General features: G+C 71.4%; 15 protein-coding genes and 2 pseudogenes. 8 read left to right on the top strand and 9 right to left on the bottom strand.

Annotated features, from left to right (window positions below):
* Window positions 1-24: 24 nt before the first annotated feature.
* Window positions 25-447, bottom strand: a complete 423-nt coding sequence (locus ABZU52_RS24320) for a DUF2000 domain-containing protein (RefSeq protein WP_354973288.1) — start codon at window positions 445-447, stop codon at window positions 25-27.
* A 50-nt stretch (window positions 448-497) separates the two neighbouring features.
* Between ABZU52_RS24320 and ABZU52_RS24315 the strand changes: the two genes are divergently transcribed.
* Window positions 498-1,376 (top strand): AraC family transcriptional regulator, encoded by an 879-nt coding sequence (locus ABZU52_RS24315; RefSeq protein WP_354973287.1) that lies wholly within the window; start codon window positions 498-500, stop codon window positions 1,374-1,376.
* Between the two features lie 48 nt (window positions 1,377-1,424).
* Here ABZU52_RS24315 and ABZU52_RS24310 read toward each other — a convergent pair whose 3' ends face one another.
* The 5 genes from ABZU52_RS24310 to ABZU52_RS24290 are packed head-to-tail and all read right to left on the bottom strand — an operon-like array spanning window position 1,425 to window position 5,532.
* Entirely contained in the window at window positions 1,425-2,390 is a 966-nt protein-coding gene (locus tag ABZU52_RS24310; RefSeq protein ID WP_354973286.1) for a zinc-binding alcohol dehydrogenase family protein, read from the bottom strand.
* A complete protein-coding gene (locus tag ABZU52_RS24305; RefSeq protein WP_354973285.1) occupies window positions 2,387-2,749 on the bottom strand; it encodes a hypothetical protein in 363 nt (120 codons plus the stop codon). Before ABZU52_RS24305 ends, ABZU52_RS24310 begins: the two co-directional genes overlap by 4 nt.
* A complete protein-coding gene (locus ABZU52_RS24300; RefSeq protein ID WP_354973284.1) occupies window positions 2,746-3,609 on the bottom strand; it encodes an extradiol ring-cleavage dioxygenase in 864 nt (287 codons plus the stop codon). Before ABZU52_RS24300 ends, ABZU52_RS24305 begins: the two co-directional genes overlap by 4 nt.
* Before the next feature lie 31 nt (window positions 3,610-3,640).
* Window positions 3,641-4,411 (bottom strand): citryl-CoA lyase, encoded by a 771-nt coding sequence (locus ABZU52_RS24295; RefSeq protein WP_354973283.1) that lies wholly within the window; start codon window positions 4,409-4,411, stop codon window positions 3,641-3,643.
* The gene (locus ABZU52_RS24290) at window positions 4,396-5,532 is read right to left on the bottom strand and encodes a CoA transferase (protein ID WP_354973282.1); all 1,137 of its coding nucleotides are present in this window, start codon (window positions 5,530-5,532) and stop codon (window positions 4,396-4,398) included. The genes ABZU52_RS24295 and ABZU52_RS24290 overlap by 16 nt, the downstream gene beginning before the upstream one ends.
* 198 nt (window positions 5,533-5,730) lie before the next feature.
* Between ABZU52_RS24290 and ABZU52_RS24285 the strand changes: the two genes are divergently transcribed.
* Genes ABZU52_RS24285 through ABZU52_RS24275 form a run of 3 tightly spaced genes read left to right on the top strand, consistent with a single transcriptional unit; the run spans window position 5,731 to window position 8,274 of the window.
* Window positions 5,731-7,167, top strand: coding sequence for an amidohydrolase family protein (locus ABZU52_RS24285; RefSeq protein WP_354973281.1), 1,437 nt, complete (start codon window positions 5,731-5,733; stop codon window positions 7,165-7,167).
* A 3-nt stretch (window positions 7,168-7,170) separates the two neighbouring features.
* Entirely contained in the window at window positions 7,171-7,974 is an 804-nt protein-coding gene (locus ABZU52_RS24280) for an IclR family transcriptional regulator C-terminal domain-containing protein (protein ID WP_354973280.1), read from the top strand.
* A gap of 57 nt (window positions 7,975-8,031) precedes the next feature.
* On the top strand, window positions 8,032-8,274 hold the full coding sequence (locus ABZU52_RS24275; protein ID WP_354973279.1) for a hypothetical protein: 243 nt from the start codon (window positions 8,032-8,034) through the stop codon (window positions 8,272-8,274).
* An 18-nt stretch (window positions 8,275-8,292) separates the two neighbouring features.
* Here the strand turns inward: ABZU52_RS24275 and ABZU52_RS24270 are convergent.
* Window positions 8,293-9,116, bottom strand: a pseudogene (locus ABZU52_RS24270) (IS5 family transposase).
* Window positions 9,117-9,278: 162 nt separating this feature from the next.
* On the opposite strand from ABZU52_RS24270, the gene ABZU52_RS24265 reads away from it, so the two are divergent.
* The 3 genes from ABZU52_RS24265 (at window position 9,279) to ABZU52_RS24255 (ending at window position 13,189) form a co-directional block, all read left to right on the top strand.
* Window positions 9,279-9,854 carry a DinB family protein gene (locus tag ABZU52_RS24265; RefSeq protein WP_354973278.1) on the top strand — a complete coding sequence of 192 codons (576 nt, stop codon included), beginning with the start codon at window positions 9,279-9,281 and terminating at the stop codon, window positions 9,852-9,854.
* Between the two features lie 109 nt (window positions 9,855-9,963).
* Window positions 9,964-11,214 carry a DUF222 domain-containing protein gene (locus tag ABZU52_RS24260; protein ID WP_354973277.1) on the top strand — a complete coding sequence of 417 codons (1,251 nt, stop codon included), beginning with the start codon at window positions 9,964-9,966 and terminating at the stop codon, window positions 11,212-11,214.
* A 394-nt stretch (window positions 11,215-11,608) separates the two neighbouring features.
* Window positions 11,609-13,189: a DHA2 family efflux MFS transporter permease subunit gene (locus tag ABZU52_RS24255; protein WP_354973276.1), complete on the top strand. Its 1,581-nt coding sequence runs from the start codon at window positions 11,609-11,611 to the stop codon at window positions 13,187-13,189.
* A gap of 56 nt (window positions 13,190-13,245) precedes the next feature.
* On the opposite strand, the pseudogene ABZU52_RS24250 reads toward ABZU52_RS24255, so the two are convergent.
* Both ABZU52_RS24250 and ABZU52_RS24245 read right to left on the bottom strand, forming a co-directional pair.
* Window positions 13,246-13,374, bottom strand: a pseudogene (locus ABZU52_RS24250) (DUF5709 domain-containing protein); the annotation flags it as partial.
* A gap of 12 nt (window positions 13,375-13,386) precedes the next feature.
* Window positions 13,387-13,962: a hypothetical protein gene (locus tag ABZU52_RS24245; protein WP_354973275.1), complete on the bottom strand. Its 576-nt coding sequence runs from the start codon at window positions 13,960-13,962 to the stop codon at window positions 13,387-13,389.
* Between the two features lie 130 nt (window positions 13,963-14,092).
* Here ABZU52_RS24245 and ABZU52_RS24240 point away from each other — a divergent pair.
* On the top strand, window positions 14,093-14,940 hold an 848-nt coding region (locus ABZU52_RS24240), incomplete at its 3' end, for a DUF2071 domain-containing protein (protein ID WP_354973274.1).

The following is a 14,940-nucleotide window of genomic DNA, read 5'->3' as shown; positions in this document are numbered from 1 at the left end:
CGCCGCCCCACGGCGGCCTGGTGGCTACGGGTGCATCGACGCGCCCTTAAGCACCTTGTCCACCACGTTGCGCGGGGCGTGCAGCGCCAGGCCCACCAGGTCGAGCTTCTCCCGACCGACCGCCTGCACGGCGGCACGGTTGTCCCGGTCGTTGCCGGTGGCGAACAGCTCGGACGTGAAGATCGCCAGCCGCAGACCGCGGGCCAGGGCACGTGAGTGCGCGCCGACCAGCGCCGCCCGATCCCCGGCGAAGACCAGCACCGGCTGGCCGAACATCGGCAGGTAGCGGGTGCCGTCCGCGTCGCGGTACTCCTCGCCGAGCAGCTCCGGCAGCGCGTACGCGACGCCGCTGACCAGGAAGGCGGTGACGTTCAGCCGTTGCCAGCTCGCCAGGTCGTTGCGGAGCAGTACGGCGATCTTGGTGGGAAAGCGGATCGGTTCGGTCATGGCGTCGAGCCTGCCCGCCTCGACACCGACCGGTCTTGTACGTTCTTAGCGTGGCCACCCGCCCGGCGGGCTCGCACGTCAGCGCGTGGCGACCCGCGGTAGCCGGGGTCGCCGAGGTCTTCCACGCCCATTTCGTGGACCACGCCTACCCCCGGCACATCCACGACGTGTGGACCCTGTTGATCGTCGACGACGGCGCGGTCCGCTTCGACCTGGACCGCCACCGGCACGGCGCGCTGCGTACCTCGGTCACCCTGCTGCCGCCGTACGTGCCACACGACGGCAGCTCGGCCACCCCGGACGGCTTCCGCAAGCGGGTCCTGTACCTCGACACCTCGGCGCTCGACGCCGAGCTGGTCGGCCGGGCCGTCGACGAGCCGGACCTGGCCGATCCGCGGCTGCGCGACCGGATCCACCACCTGCACCAGGTGCTCGCCGCGCCCGGCGACGAGTTCGAGGCCGAGAGCCGACTCGCGCTCATCCTGGACCGGCTGCGCCGCCAGCTCCGCCAGCGCGCCCCGGCCGGCGACCAGCCCGCCGCGCGCGGCCTCGCCATCCGGCTGCGGGAGCTGCTGGACGCCCGGACCGTCGAGGGCGTCACGCTGGGGGAGGCCGCCGAGCTGCTGCACGCCCACCCGACCCACCTGGTCCGGACGTTCCGCCAGGTGCACGGCGTGCCGCCGCACTCGTACCTGACCGGCCGCCGGGTCGAGCTGGCGCGTCGCCTGCTGCTGGACGGGCAGCGGCCCGTCGAGGCCGCCGTCGCGGCCGGGTTCTTCGACCAGGCGCACCTGACCCGCCACTTTCGGCGGTACCTGGGCGTCAGCCCGGCCCGCTACCCGCGTGCCGGGCATCGTGCCCGGGGTCCCGGCGATGCCGCCGCCCCGCCCGTCGTCCGCACCGAGCATCGGGGGCGAGAGCGGCCCTGAACCGCGCGAACGGCGGTTCCGGGTGGTGCCGGCCGGGGTCCCGTCCGGTCAGAGCGCGAGGACGACCCGGCCGGCGGTGGTGCCGGCGTCCTGCCGCGCCCAGGCGTCCGCGACGGCGTCGAAGGGCACGATCTCGTGGTCGACGGTGAGCCGGCCGGCCGTCGCGTGCCCGGCCACCACGGTCAGCGCCGCAGCCCGCTCGTCGGTCGACAACCCGTTGTTGGTGTAGCCGATCATCCGCAGGGCGCCGCTGCGCAGCACGGCGGACTCGATGGGCGCTGTCGCGCCGGCCGCGCTGCCCAGGTTGACCAGTCGTCCACCCGGGCGCAGCACCCGCAGCGCCGCCGCGGCGGGGACACCGAAGACCGGGTCGAGGACGAGGTCGACCGGCCCGTCGGCGGCGTGGCGCAACCGGTCGGCCATCGTCGTGACGTCGTCGTCGGGGAGCAGCGGGACGGTGACGGCGGCGCCGAACTCCTCGGCGCGGGCCCGTGCCGAGGCCGACCGGGCCACGGCGATGACGCGGCGGGCGCCGCCGAGCAGGGCGAGCTGGACGGCCGCCTGGCCGACCACACCCCCGGCCCCGAGCACGATGACCTGGTCGCCGCCCGCCAGGCCGCCGGCGTGGGTCAGCGCCGCGTGCGCGGCGACCGCGGAGAGACCGAGGGCCGCGAGCACTGTCAGCGGTACGCCGGCCGGCAGCGCCACCACGTCGGCGGTGGGCACCGTGACCGTGGTTGCCATGCTGCCGTCCACCCCGGACCGCATCCCGGCCGAGGTGCCGAACCAGACCGGCGAGCCGTCGGCGAGCCGACCGACGCCCTGCACGCCCGGCACGTACGGGGTGGCCGGCCGGCCGAAGTAGCTGGTGCCGCTGGCGCAGAGCAGATCCAGCGGGGTGATCGGCACCGCCTCGACGGTGACCGCCACCTCGCCGTCAGTCGGGACGGGTGCCGGCCGCTCGGCGATCGTCGGTGCGATGCCGCAGGTGGTGAGCACTGCCGCGCGGATCACGTCGCGATGTCCGGGTAGGGCATCGAGAAGTGGGCCAGCCGCGCGCCGTAGGACTTCTGGTATTCCAGCGGCTCGGTGTTGTCCCGCTCGAACAGGGCGATGAAGAGGGTCAGGGTGAGGAACGGGTGCGCGCCCAGCTCGAAGAGCTTCACGTGGTCGTGGGTGGCCAACGCCTCACGCTCCACGTCGTCGAGGCGCTGCCAGGTGCTCGCCTCGCCGGTGTGGCAGTTCAGGACGGTGTTGGCGCACTCGGCCTCCCACCAGGCGACCAGCTCGCGCGGCTCGCTGCGGTAGCGCTCGACCAGCTCCGGGTCCCGGTCGACCATGAAGAGGAACTTGTTCAGCAGATACTTGCTCACGTCGGCGCTCCGTTCGGGTACCAGGTGAAGTACGCCTCCATGGTGTGGAACAGGTCGAGGGTGTCGACGTAGTCGGCCTTCACGCCGGCACCGGCGACGCCCATCATGAGCATGAAGTCCATGAAGCCGTGGGTGGCGTTGCCCGGTGAGTGCAGGCTGTCCAGGGTGACCTCGCGCAGGCACCCGTCCAGGTCGCCGTTGGCGATCCACTCGACGGCTCGCTGGTCGAACTCCGGGTCCGGGCCGTGCGGGCCGAACTGCCGGGGGCCGCCCAGCTCCAGCGACAGGTGGCCGGTCCCGATGACGGCCACCCGCAGGTGCGACGGCCACGACTCGACGATCTCCCGGATGCTCTGGCCGAGCTGGACGAAGCGCTTGGGCTGCGGTAGCGGCGGCGCGAAGATGTTCGTGTAGATCGGCACGATCGGCAGGTCGGCCTCGGGCCGCAGCGTGATGATCGGGCAGGTGATGCTGTGGTCGATGCGCAGCTCGTTGCTGAACGCGAGGTCGAAACCGGCGTCGAGCCCGGCCCGCAGGATGTGCCCGGACAGGTCCTCCTGGCCCTTGAGCAGCATCCGGGGCAGCCCGAACTCGCGCTCCTCGTTGTACCAGTTGGCGTCGTAGCGGGGCGCCTTGCCCACCAGGAACTGCGGCATGTTGTCCAGCCAGAGCTGGTGGAAGTGGTCCGAGCCGACCATCACCAGCACGTCGGGTCGAGCCCGGGTCAACGTCTCCCGGAACGCCAGGATCTTGCGGGTCCACTCGTCGGCGAACGGTGGTCGATCCTCACCGGTGGCGGTGCTGGCCCGGTAGTAGAAGGGGTGGTGGGTGGAGGCGATGACCGCGACGATGGAGGCCATTCCCACTCCTTTCGGGGGCGGAAGAGGGGGATCAGGGTTCGTAGACGGCGTTGCGGTCCACGGTGCGGTAGATGTCCATGCCGAGCGGCCGTCGCCGCTCCTCGGCGAGGTGCCCGAGCAGCCCCGCCGCGCGGGCCAGCAGGGCGAAACCGCGCAGCATCTCGACGGGGAGACCGAGGTCGGCCAGGGCCGCGCCGCAGACTCCGGCGCCGTTGAGCGGCAGGGTGCGGCCGAGCACCTGCGGGTGTACGCGTCCGATCGCCTCGAACAGCCGCAGGTGCGGGCCGTGCAGACCCTCCTCGGTGGCGATCCGGATCAGCACCGGGGTGCGCGGGTCCTGCTCCTTGTGCACGGGGTGTCCGAGCCCGGGTACCAGCCGGCGCTCCTGCTTGGCCCGAGTGATCGCGTCCAGCGCCACCGCGTCGTAGTCGGTCACCGCGCCGGCCGTGGCCAGCGTGTCGGCGAGGAAGCGTCCACAGTCCTCGGTGACGCCCAGGAAGCGGGAGCCGCCGCCGAGCAGACCGGCGGCGAGCGCGCCCTGCAACGACTCCGGCGCGGACAGGTACGTCAGCCGGGCGGCGATCGCCGTGGGGGTGAAGCCGTGGTCGGCGAGTGCCACCAGCACTGCCTCGAAGACCCGTACCTCACCGGGGGTGGGGCGGCGGCCGGCGACCAGCCAGTACGCCAGCTCGCCGAAGCCCACAGTGCCCATCAGGTCGGCGGCCAGGTCCTGCCCGAGCAGGGAGATGGTGGTTGGGTCGGAGGTGCCGATCCCGGTGGGGAAGCTCAGTTCTTCAGCCACGCGCGGATCTCCTCGCCGTGTTCGTCGAGCCCCGGCGGCGGCAGCTCGTACCGGGCCGGGGTGTCGGAGAAGGTGATGGGGTTGCGGACGCCGGGCACCTCGCCGACGGTGACCACCGGGTCGAGCCCCAGCTCCTCGGCGAGCGCCACACCGCCGTCGATGGTGTTGATCGGCGCGCACGGGACGCCGGCGGCGAGCAGGTCCCGGAACCACTCGTCCTTGGTCCGCTTCGCGAGTCGTTCGACAAGCAGGGGCCGCAGCTGCTCGCGGTTGGCGGTGCGGTCCTGGTTGCGGCCGAAACGCGCGTCGTCCGGCAGGCCGGGCAGGTCGAGCACCTGGCAGAGTTTGCGGAACTGCCCGTCGTTGCCGGCGATGACGATCAGCTCCCCGTCGGCGGTGGGCAGTGGCTCGTACGGGAAGAGGCTGGGGTGCGCGTTGCCCATCCGGAACGGGACGGTGCCGCCGGCGACGTAGCCGCTGGAGTGGTTGACCAACCCGGACAGTGCCGAGCTGAGCAGGTTGACCTCGACGTGCTGACCTCGTCCGGTTTCCCCGCGGTGGTGCAGCGCGGCGAGGATGCCGATGCTCGCGTGCAGCCCGGCCATCACGTCGAAGACGGAGATCCCGGCCCGGTACGGCGAGCCGTCCGGGTCGCCGGTGAGGCTCATCAGGCCCGAGATGGCCTGCACCATCAGGTCGTAGCCGGGGAAGTCCCGGCCGGCGCCGGTGCCGAAGCCGCTGATGCTCGCGTACACGATCTTCTGGTTGGTCGCGGTGACGGTGTCGTAGTCGAGGCCGAACCGGGCGAGGCCACCGGGCCGGAAGTTCTCGATCAGCACGTCGGCGCGGCGGGCCAGCTCCTGTGCGGCGGCCAGGTCGTCGGGTTTCTTGAGGTCCAGCGCGATCGACCGCTTGTTGCGGTTGATGCCGAGGTAGTACGTGGACACCCCGTCGCGGGTGGGCGGCATCCAGGTGCGGGTGTCGTCGCCACCGGGACTCTCCACTTTGATCACCTGGGCGCCCAGGTCGGCCAGGAGCATCGTCGCGTACGGCCCGGCGAGGATCCGGGAGAAGTCCGCGACGAGCAGGCCGGCCAGGGGGCCGGTCGAGTGCTGCACCATATTTCCGCCCGTCCTGCGGACACCTGTCCGCCGGGACAGCTTGCGATACCGCGGAACGCCCTGTCAACGGCGACTTCATCGCGGTGAAACACGCTCTTGACACGAATCGTGACCGGGACCACACTTGCGCCACTCGGGCTGGCCGCACAGCGGACAACGGTCCGGAATCCCCTCGTACCCCGAAAGGAATGGGTGGCGATGAGCGCAACCGACCGGCCGGTGGTCTTTCGTAACGGCCTGGTTCTCACCATGGACGACGCACACACGGTGCTGCCCGGCGCGGACGTGCTGGTCGTCGGCGGCCGGATCGCGGAGGTCGGCGTCGGCCTCACCGCACCCGACGACGCCCTGGAGATCGACGCCACCGGCGGCATCCTCATGCCCGGCATGGTCGACACCCACCGGCACCTGTGGCAGACCGCCATGCGCGGGTACGGCGCCGACTGGACCCTGACCCAGTACTTCGTCTGGTACTACCTCGAGTCCGGCAAGCTGTTCCGGCCCGAGGACGTCTACGCCGGTAACCTCCTCGGCGCCATCGAGGCGATCGACGCGGGCGTCACCACCACTGTCGACTGGTCGCACGGGTTGCAGACGCCCGAGCACGCCGACGCCGCAGTGGACGCCCTGGAGGCGGTGGACGGACGGTTCGTGCTCGCCTACGGCAACATCCAGCAGGGGCCGTGGGAGTGGGCCACCTCGCCGGAGTTCCGCGACTTCCACCGCCGCCGGATCGACGGTGGCAAACTGGCCGGCTTCCAGCTGGCGTTCGACGTCACCGGCGACCCCGCCTTCCCGGAGCGGGCCGCGTTCGAGGTGGCCCGGGAACTGGGCGCCGCAGTGACCACCCACGCCGGCGTGTGGGGCGCCACCAACGACGACGGCATCCGGCTGATGCACGAGAACGGGTTCATGACCCCGTCCACCGTCTACGTGCACGCGGCGACGCTCACCCACGACTCGTACAACCGGATCGCCGCGACCGGCGGCTCGGTCTCCGTCTCGACCGAGAGTGAGCAGAGCGCCGGCCAGGGTTACCCGCCCACCTGGCAGCTGCGCCACCACGACATCCCGGTGTCGCTGTCGATGGACACCAGCGTGTGGTGGAGCGGTGACCTCTTCTCCGCGATGCGCAGCACGCTCGGCGCGGACCGCTCCCGGGAGCACCTGGAGGCACACGCCAAGCAGGAGACCATCACCCACTGCCACCTGCGCGCCGAGCAGGTCGTCGAGTGGGCCACCCGAGGCGGCGCCCGCGCCCTCGGCATGGACTCCACGATCGGCGCGCTCACCCCCGGCCGGCAGGGCGACGTCGTCCTGATCAAGAACGACGCCTCGCCGGTGATGTTCCCGATCCTGAACCCGCACGGTCACGTCGTCTTCCAGGCCCAGCGCGCCGACGTGCACACCGTGCTGGTCGGTGGTCGAATCGTCAAGCGGGACGGCCGCCTCGTCGGCGTCGACCTCGCCGCCGCGCGGGCCCGGGTGGCGGCGACCATCGACCACCTGCGCGAGACGATGGGGGAGCAGGCGTGGCAGCGGGGCATGAACCCGGACATCCCCGAGACCGCGATCCTGGAGAACCCGTACCAGTACACCGAGTGGGACGCCGGGTCGGCGCAATGGAAGCATTAGGACATGGGTGACAACGGAAGGGGCGCGGGGCCCGACTTCATCGAGGCCCTCGCGCGTGGCCTCGACGTCCTGCGCTCCTTCCGTCCCGCCTGCCCCTCGATGACGCTCAGCGAGATCGCCGCCGCCACCGGCCTGGCCCGCCCCACCGTCCGGCGCATCCTCATCACGCTGGAGTCGCTGGGCTACGTCCGCGCGGCCGGCCGCGGCCACGCCCTCACCCCGCGTGTCCTGGAGCTGGGGATGGCGTACGTCAACGCGCTGAACATGTGGGACGTGGCCCGCCCGCACATGGAGAAGCTCGTCGCACAGACCAACGAGTCGACCTCGATGGCCCAGCTCGACGGCAGCGACATCGTCTACGTCGCCCGGGTGGCCGTCCCCAAGATCGTCACCCTGGGTGTCACCATCGGCACCCGCTTCCCGGCCCCGGCGACCTCGATGGGCAAGGTGCTGCTCGCGGCCCTCCCGCCGGACACGCTGGCAACCGTCCTCGCCGAGCCCAGCCGCTCCGGCATCACGCCGCGCTGGCAGCCCGCCCCGGGCGAACTCGACGCCGTGCTGCGCGAGGTCCGGGCGAAGGGCTGGGCGCTCGCCGACCAGGATCTGGCTCCCGGCATCCGATCCGTCGCCACCGGCGTACGCGACGGCGACGGGCGGGTCGTCGCCGCCATCAACGTGACGGTGCACGCCGCCGAGACCTCGCTGGAGACGCTGCGCGAGGAGCACCTGCCGCGGTTGCTGCGCGCCGCCGCCGACATCGGGCACGACTGGGCGCTGACCGCCGCCGTGCCGGTGGTCACCGCCTAGGGCGTGTCCTGCCGATCATGGAACGGTGAGGCAGGACGTCTTGGCTAGAGTCTCGCCGTGGGTGTGGTCAACATGGTTGAGAAGTTCGGCGTGGAAGATTTCCTCGAACGCTCATGGGACCTGCCGTCAGAGGTCATCGAGCCGCTGCGCGCGCATGTCGAAGTGACGCCCGACGGGTGGGTCGTGGAGGTGTGGCCTATGACGGGGCAGCTCGCCGTCATCGTGCAGCCTTGGGTTGATGAGCCTATCGATGTCGAGTCGGGTTCCTGGTTCGTCAGCTCTGCCCAGGTCGCTGCTTGAGGCGAGTCATCGATGTCATCAGAGCCAGATGATGGCGGCGATGAGGACAAGGCTGGCCCGGTAGAGGGATGCGCGTTTGGCGTATCGGGTGGCCAGGTCACGCCACTGCTTGAGCCGGTTGAAGCAGCGCTCCACGACGTTGCGCTTCTTGTAGATCACCTTGTCGAAGGCCGGTGGTCGCCCGCCGTTGCTGCCCTTGGAGGCCCGACGGGCGACCTGGTCGCTGCGTTCCGGGATGACGTGCCGGATTCCGCGTTGCCGCAGTGCACGTCTGTTGGAGTCGTGCGCGTAGCCCTTGTCGGCGATCAGCACCTGCGGGCGCTTGCGGGGCCGACTCGGCCCGGGCTCGTTGACGCGGATCGCGTCCAGCAGCGCCAGGAGCTGCGGGTTGTCGCCGGCTTGGCCGGGGTGAGCAGGATCGACAGCGGCCGTCCGTGGCCGTCGACGGCGAGGTGAATCTTCGTGCTCAGCCCGCCGCGGGATCGGCCGATCGCCTCGCCATCTTGCGCACCAGGCGTCGCCGCACTTGCCGGGGAGCCCCTTTTTACGGGCGCCGGCGGCATGCTGGTGCGCCCGCACGATCGACGAGTCGATGCTGATCGTCCACTGCACCGGTGCGCCGTCGTCATGCACCTGCGCCGGCGCGAGGATTCGATCCCATGTCCCGTCGCGGTCCACCGACGCAGCCGCTCGTGGCAGGTCTTCCACGGCCCGAAGCGTTCCGGCAGGTCACGCCACGGTGCGCCCGTGCGCAGCTTCCACAAGATCCCGTTGATGACCTGACGGTGATCCCGCCACCGTCCCCGCGCACCATCCGGCTCGGGAAGCAGCGGCGCAATCACCGCCCACGCCTCATCGGTCAGTTCACCACGACGCACCACCGACAAATCGTCAACGATCAACCACTACAAGATCGGCAGGACACGCCCTAGGTCCTACCGATCACGAGCTTCGCGGATCGTCCGGGGCAGCGCCGACACCAGATCGGATGCCATAGTGCCGCGATGGAGGCAGACCTGCACAGTTACTTGAAGGGCGGCCGCGACTCGCTGCTGTGGAAGCTCGACGGGCTCGGCGAATACGATGTTCGGCGTCCGTTGACCCGGACCGCGACCAACCTGCTCGGTCTGGTGAAGCACTCGGCGGCCATGGAGATTCTCTACTTCGGCGTCGTGTTCGGCCGACCGTTCGAGCAGGAGCTGCCGTACGTCGGCGACGGGGCGGAGCCCAACGCCGACATGTGGGCGAGCGCGGATGAGACCCGCGAGGAGATCGTGGCACTGTACCGTCGCGCAATCGCCCACGCCGACACCACCATCGAAGCCCTTGCACTGCACGAGGTAGGCCACGTGCCGTGGTGGGGCGATGCAGCGGTCACGTTGCACCACGTCCTGGTCCACGTCATAGCGGAAACCCAACGGCACGCCGGCCACGCTGACATCGTGCGCGAACTCATCGACGGCGCGGCAGGGCTGCTGCCCAGGAACGACAACCTGCCCCCCGTGAACGAGTCGTGGTGGCTGGACCACCGCCAGCGGGTGGAGCAGGCTGCCCTCGACGCCAGCAAGCGCAGCAGCTAGTTCTCTGCCGATCATGGCAGCCAGACCGCCGGCCCGCCGCCTGGGCCGGGTCTGCCGCGGATCGATCATGATGACTGAAAGTGTCGTACGCATGTTCTAGGCTCGCGTCGTGGTCGAAGAGTTGACGCAGGCAGAGGGCGCCATCGCGGCCTGCGCCGATGCCGCCACCTGGGCAGAGCCCGAGGACGAATTGATCGCCGCGCTCGACGCCGCGCACCGCTTGGAGCAGCGTCTCGCCGCGGTGAAGCTGGCCCTGGTCCGCGAGCTCGACGGCCGAGGCACCGCCACCGCGCAGGGCGCCTCCTCCACAGCGGTCTGGCTCCGCGAACGGTTACGCCTCACCATCTCGGCCGCCCGCCGCCTCGTCGACCTCGCCGCCGTCCTGGACGGCGGCAACCCTGGGGTACGCCACGCGCTGGCCGACGGCCACATCACCGTGGAGCAGGCCCGGGTCATCGCCGACACGGTCGACACCGTGCAGACCGCCGCCGGTCCCGAGGCCGCCGACAAAGCCCTCGGAGTGCTCGTCGACTGGGCCGGGCAGTTCGACCCCACCCACCTCCGCAAACTCGGCACCCGCATCCTCGACCACGTCGCCCCCGACCTCGCCGACGCCGCCGCAAAAGCCGCCCTCGACGCCGAAGACCGCCGTGCCACCCGCGACCGCCACCTCACCCTCTCCACCCTGACCGACGGCCGCCTGCGACTCACCGGCATCCTCGACACCGAGACCGCCGGGCTGCTCCGCGCCGCCATCGACCCACTCAGCGCACCCTCAGGCCCCGACGACCAACGCTCTCCCGGGCAACGCCGGCACGACGCTCTCCGCGACGTGTCCCGCCTCGCCCTGCGCAGCGGCGAGTTACCCGAGCACGGCGGCGATCCCGCCCAGATCGTCGTCACCACCAGCTACGACGGGCTAACCCGGCAACTGGGCAGCGGCACCCTCGACACCGGCCTGCACCTCACCCCCGAGGCCGTACGCCGCCTCGCCTGCGACGCCGCCATCCTCCCCGCCGTCCTCAACGGCACCGGCCAACCACTCGACCTCGGCCGACAACGACGCCTCATCACCGGCCCCCTCCGGCGAGCTCTGGTGCTGCGCGATCGCGGCTGCGCGTTCCCCGGCTGCGACCGACCACCGCGCTGGTGCGACGCCCACCACATCCACCACTGGGCCGACGGCGGCGACACCAACCTCACCAACGCCGTCCTGCTCTGCGGCCACCACCACCGCCACCTGCACCACAGCGACTGGGCCGTGCGACTCGCCGGCGACGGCCACCCCGAATTCGTGCCACCAGCCTGGCTCGACCCCGAACAGGTCCCCCGCCGCAACCACTACCACCGACGAACATAGGAGCAGCGGCAGCACAGCGACCACCCCGGTCAGCAGGCCTACCGAGCCAGCGGCCGGCGTGCACGATGCGGCCGGCGTGCACGATGCGGCCGGCGTGCACGATGCGGCCGGCGTGCACGATGCGGCCGGCGTGCACGATGCGGCCGGCATGCACGGTGCGGCCGGCTGACGCACGGTGCGCCGGCTGCTCGACACCCCAGACGTCCGGCCAGAGTCACACGGCCGATCGGCTGCGAGGCCCGGACGAGCGTTAATCCGGCGGCGAACCGTCACATCCTCTCGATACTCTTCCTGCGCGCGTCGTCGTCCTGGCACGTCGCGCCCCGCGCCCGGTAGGCGCGGCATCGCCGCCACCGCCCACCATCGGCCGGCTCAATCGACTTCAGGAGAGTTAGTGACACAGCAATCCGTCGCGACATCGGACAAACTCGACGCCGCGGTGCTCAAGGTGGCGGGTGTCGTCGTCCTTGGCGCGATCATGTCGATCCTCGACGTGACGGTGGTCAGCGTGGCGCTGCCCACATTCCAGAGCGAGTTCGACGCGTCCTACGCCCGCGTGGCCTGGACCATGACCGCCTACACCCTCGCGCTGGCCACGGTGATCCCGCTCAGCGGGTGGGCCGCGGACCGGTTCGGCACCAAACGGCTCTACATGGTGGCGCTGGCCCTGTTCACCATCGGGTCGGGGCTCTGCGCCATGGCCGACACGATCGGCGAGCTGATCGGTTACCGGGTGCTGCAGGGCCTCGGTGGCGGCATGCTCATGCCGCTGGGCATGACCATCATGACCCGGGCGGCCGGCCCGCACCGGATCGGCCGGTTGATGGCCGTCCTCGGCATCCCGATGCTGCTGGGCCCGATCGGCGGCCCGATCCTCGGCGGCTGGCTGATCGACACCGCGAGCTGGCACTGGATCTTCCTGATCAACCTGCCGATCGGTGTTATCGCCCTGGTCTACGCGCAGTTCGCGCTACCGAAGGACGCGCCTGAGCCGTCCGAGTCGTTCGACTTCGTCGGCATGCTCATGCTCTCCCCGGGCCTCGCCCTCTTCCTCTACGGCGTCTCGTCCCTGCCGGAGGTGGGCACCTTCGCCGAGGCGAAGGTCTGGGCCCCGATGCTGGTCGGCGGCGCGCTGGTGGTGGCGTTCGTGCTCTACTCGTTCAAGCCTCAGCACCCGCTGCTCGACCTGCGGCTGTTCCGCAACCGCAGCCTGACCATCGCGTCGGTGACGATGTTCGTGTTCATCATCGCGTTCATGGGCGCCGGCCTGCTGTTCCCGAGCTACTTCCTGCAGGTGCGCGGTGAGTCGACGCTGGCCGCCGGGCTGCTGATGGCCCCGCAGGGCATCGGCGCGATGATCACCATGCCGATCGCCGGCACGCTTGCCGACCGGGTGCCGATCGGGCGCACCGTCCCGTTCGCGCTGGGGCTCATCGTCGTCGGGTTCTTCGGTTTCACCCAGGTTGACCCGCAGACCTCGTACTGGTTGCTCGGTGGGTCGCTGTTCGTGATGGGTCTGGGCATGGGCGGCACGATGATGCCGATCATGACGTCGGCGCTGCGGACGTTGCAGGCGCAGGAGGTGGCGCGCGGCTCGACGCTGGTCAACATCCTCCAGCAGATCGGCGGGTCGGTCGGTGCCGCCGTGATGTCGGTGATCCTCACCAACGAGCTGAACGGCTCCCGGCCGATCCCCGGCCTGGTGGACGAGAGCGGCAAGCCGGTCACCGAGGCCGGGCTGGCCATTGCCTCCCAGCAGCGGCCGGAGCTGCTTCAGCAGATGCCGGTGGACCCGTCGCTCATCGAGCGCGGGCTCGACTTCGCCGCCAAGTCGTTCGCCACCACGTTCTGGGTGGCGTTCGCGCTGGTCGTGCTCACCTTCATCCCGGCCGCACTGCTGCCGCGCCGACGTCAGCCGGCGCAGCTCGACGACCCGCAGGGCGAGCAGGTCAAGACGCCCGTCGTCATCCACTGACCGACCCCGCCGCGCTCAGCACCGCACCCCGGATGCTGAGCGCGGCGGGTACGGCGTCAGCGCAGCGGACCGTCGCCGGGCCCGTCCGGGTCCTCGACCAGGTGGATCGCCGCTTCCTCCGCGCTGGCGGCACCGGCGTCGATGCCGGCGTCCCAGGCCACCGACTCGGCCTCGTCGTCCTCGCGGACGCCTTCGTCCTAGGCGACGAGCCGGCCGGCGCGCGCCTCCGTCTCGTACCCCCGCCGGGTCAGCTCGTCCTCGTCGTCGCCACCCTCGGCGTACGGGTCGACGTCCGGCACCTCCTGGGCGAGGTGTTGCTCCAGCGACTCGCCCGCCCGCTCCTCGGCGGGCGTGGTGCCGAACCGGTTTGCCGCCGTCCAGTGGTCTTCGGCGATGATGCCGGTGTCGAGGGGGTCGCCGACCCGGTCGTCGTCGAGGGTGTCGGAGGCGTCCAGGACGCCGTCGTCCTCGGCCACGTTCCACTCGTCGACGGAATCCATCCGTTCGGTCTGGCTCACGGCGGTCTCCTCTTCGTCACGGTGCAGCAGAGCGCTCAGCCTATGACCGTCCAACGCCAGCGCACCCCGAGGCCTGCCCGCTGTGACGAAGGGACCCTCTGGCGCGAAGGCCGCGATCTGCTCGTACGAGGACGCGTCGCTGAAGTACCGCAGTAGGGCGCTCAGCGCGACGGCCCGCATTCCGGCCTCGTGCCGGGCCAGTAGCGCCCCGGGCGCGGCCGCGTCTCCCGCCTGCGCGAGCACGACCAGCTCCACGTCGCTCTGCGTAACGCTCAGTTCCTCGCGAAGAGACCCTTTCGCCGCCTCGCGCTCCATCAAGCGTGCGCCGGTCGGCGTGTCGATGCCCCGAGCGGCTGGCCGTCCTACGCTGAGCCAGGATGAGGGGGTGCACCCCGAACCGGTCGACCACGCGCCCAGGCAGGCGTTCGGGTGGGCGCTCCTGCGCCAGCGCTGGGAGGATCTCACCTTCCTGCACTGGGCCGTCGCCCCGGAGGTCGTCGCGCCGTTGCTGCCCGCCGGCACCCGCCCGGACACACTGGACGGAGTCAGTTACGTCGGCCTGATCGGCTTCCGGATGGTCGGGCTGGGCTTCGGCCGTGGCCCCGGGGTGCCTTACTTCGGCACCTTCTGGGAGACCAACGTCCGGCTCTACTCGGTCGACGACGCCGGCCGCCGAGCGGTGGTGTTTCGGTCGCTCGACGCGTCCCGCCTGGCGCCGGTGCTGGTGGCGCGGGCGACGCTGCGTCTGCCGTACCTCTGGTCGTCGATGCGGTTGGATCGCGACGGCGACCGTCGCACCTACCGGTGCCGGCGGCGCTGGCCCGGGCCGGCGGGCGCGGCGAGCCGGATGGCGGTGCGGGTGGGGGAGCGGATCGCCGACCCGACCCCGCTGGACCACTTCGTCACCGCCCGCTGGGGGCTGCACACCCGGGCGTACGGGCGCACCCTGCACCTGCCGAACTGGCATCCGAGCTGGCCGCTGCACCGGGCCGAGGTGCTGCACCTGGATGACGAGTTGGTCGCCGCCGCCGGGCTGCCGGCACCGGTCGGGCCGCCGGTCAGCGTGCTCTACTCGCCCGGTGTCGAGGTCCGGTTCGGTCCGCCGGTGGCGGCCCGGCCGCGGGGGGGGGGGGCCGCGGGCGCGCGGTTGGGGGGCCCCCCGGGCGGCGGGGGCGCGGCCCATTCGGGCCGGGGCTCGGGGGGGGGGGGCTCGGGAGCGGCCCCGCGGGGTTG

Source organism: Micromonospora sp. NPDC005220 (assembly GCF_040607895.1).
In the GTDB taxonomy this organism is placed as follows: domain Bacteria; phylum Actinomycetota; class Actinomycetes; order Mycobacteriales; family Micromonosporaceae; genus Micromonospora.
The sequence above is the reverse complement of the archived record's forward strand: the minus strand, read 5'-3'. Positions and strand labels throughout refer to the sequence as shown.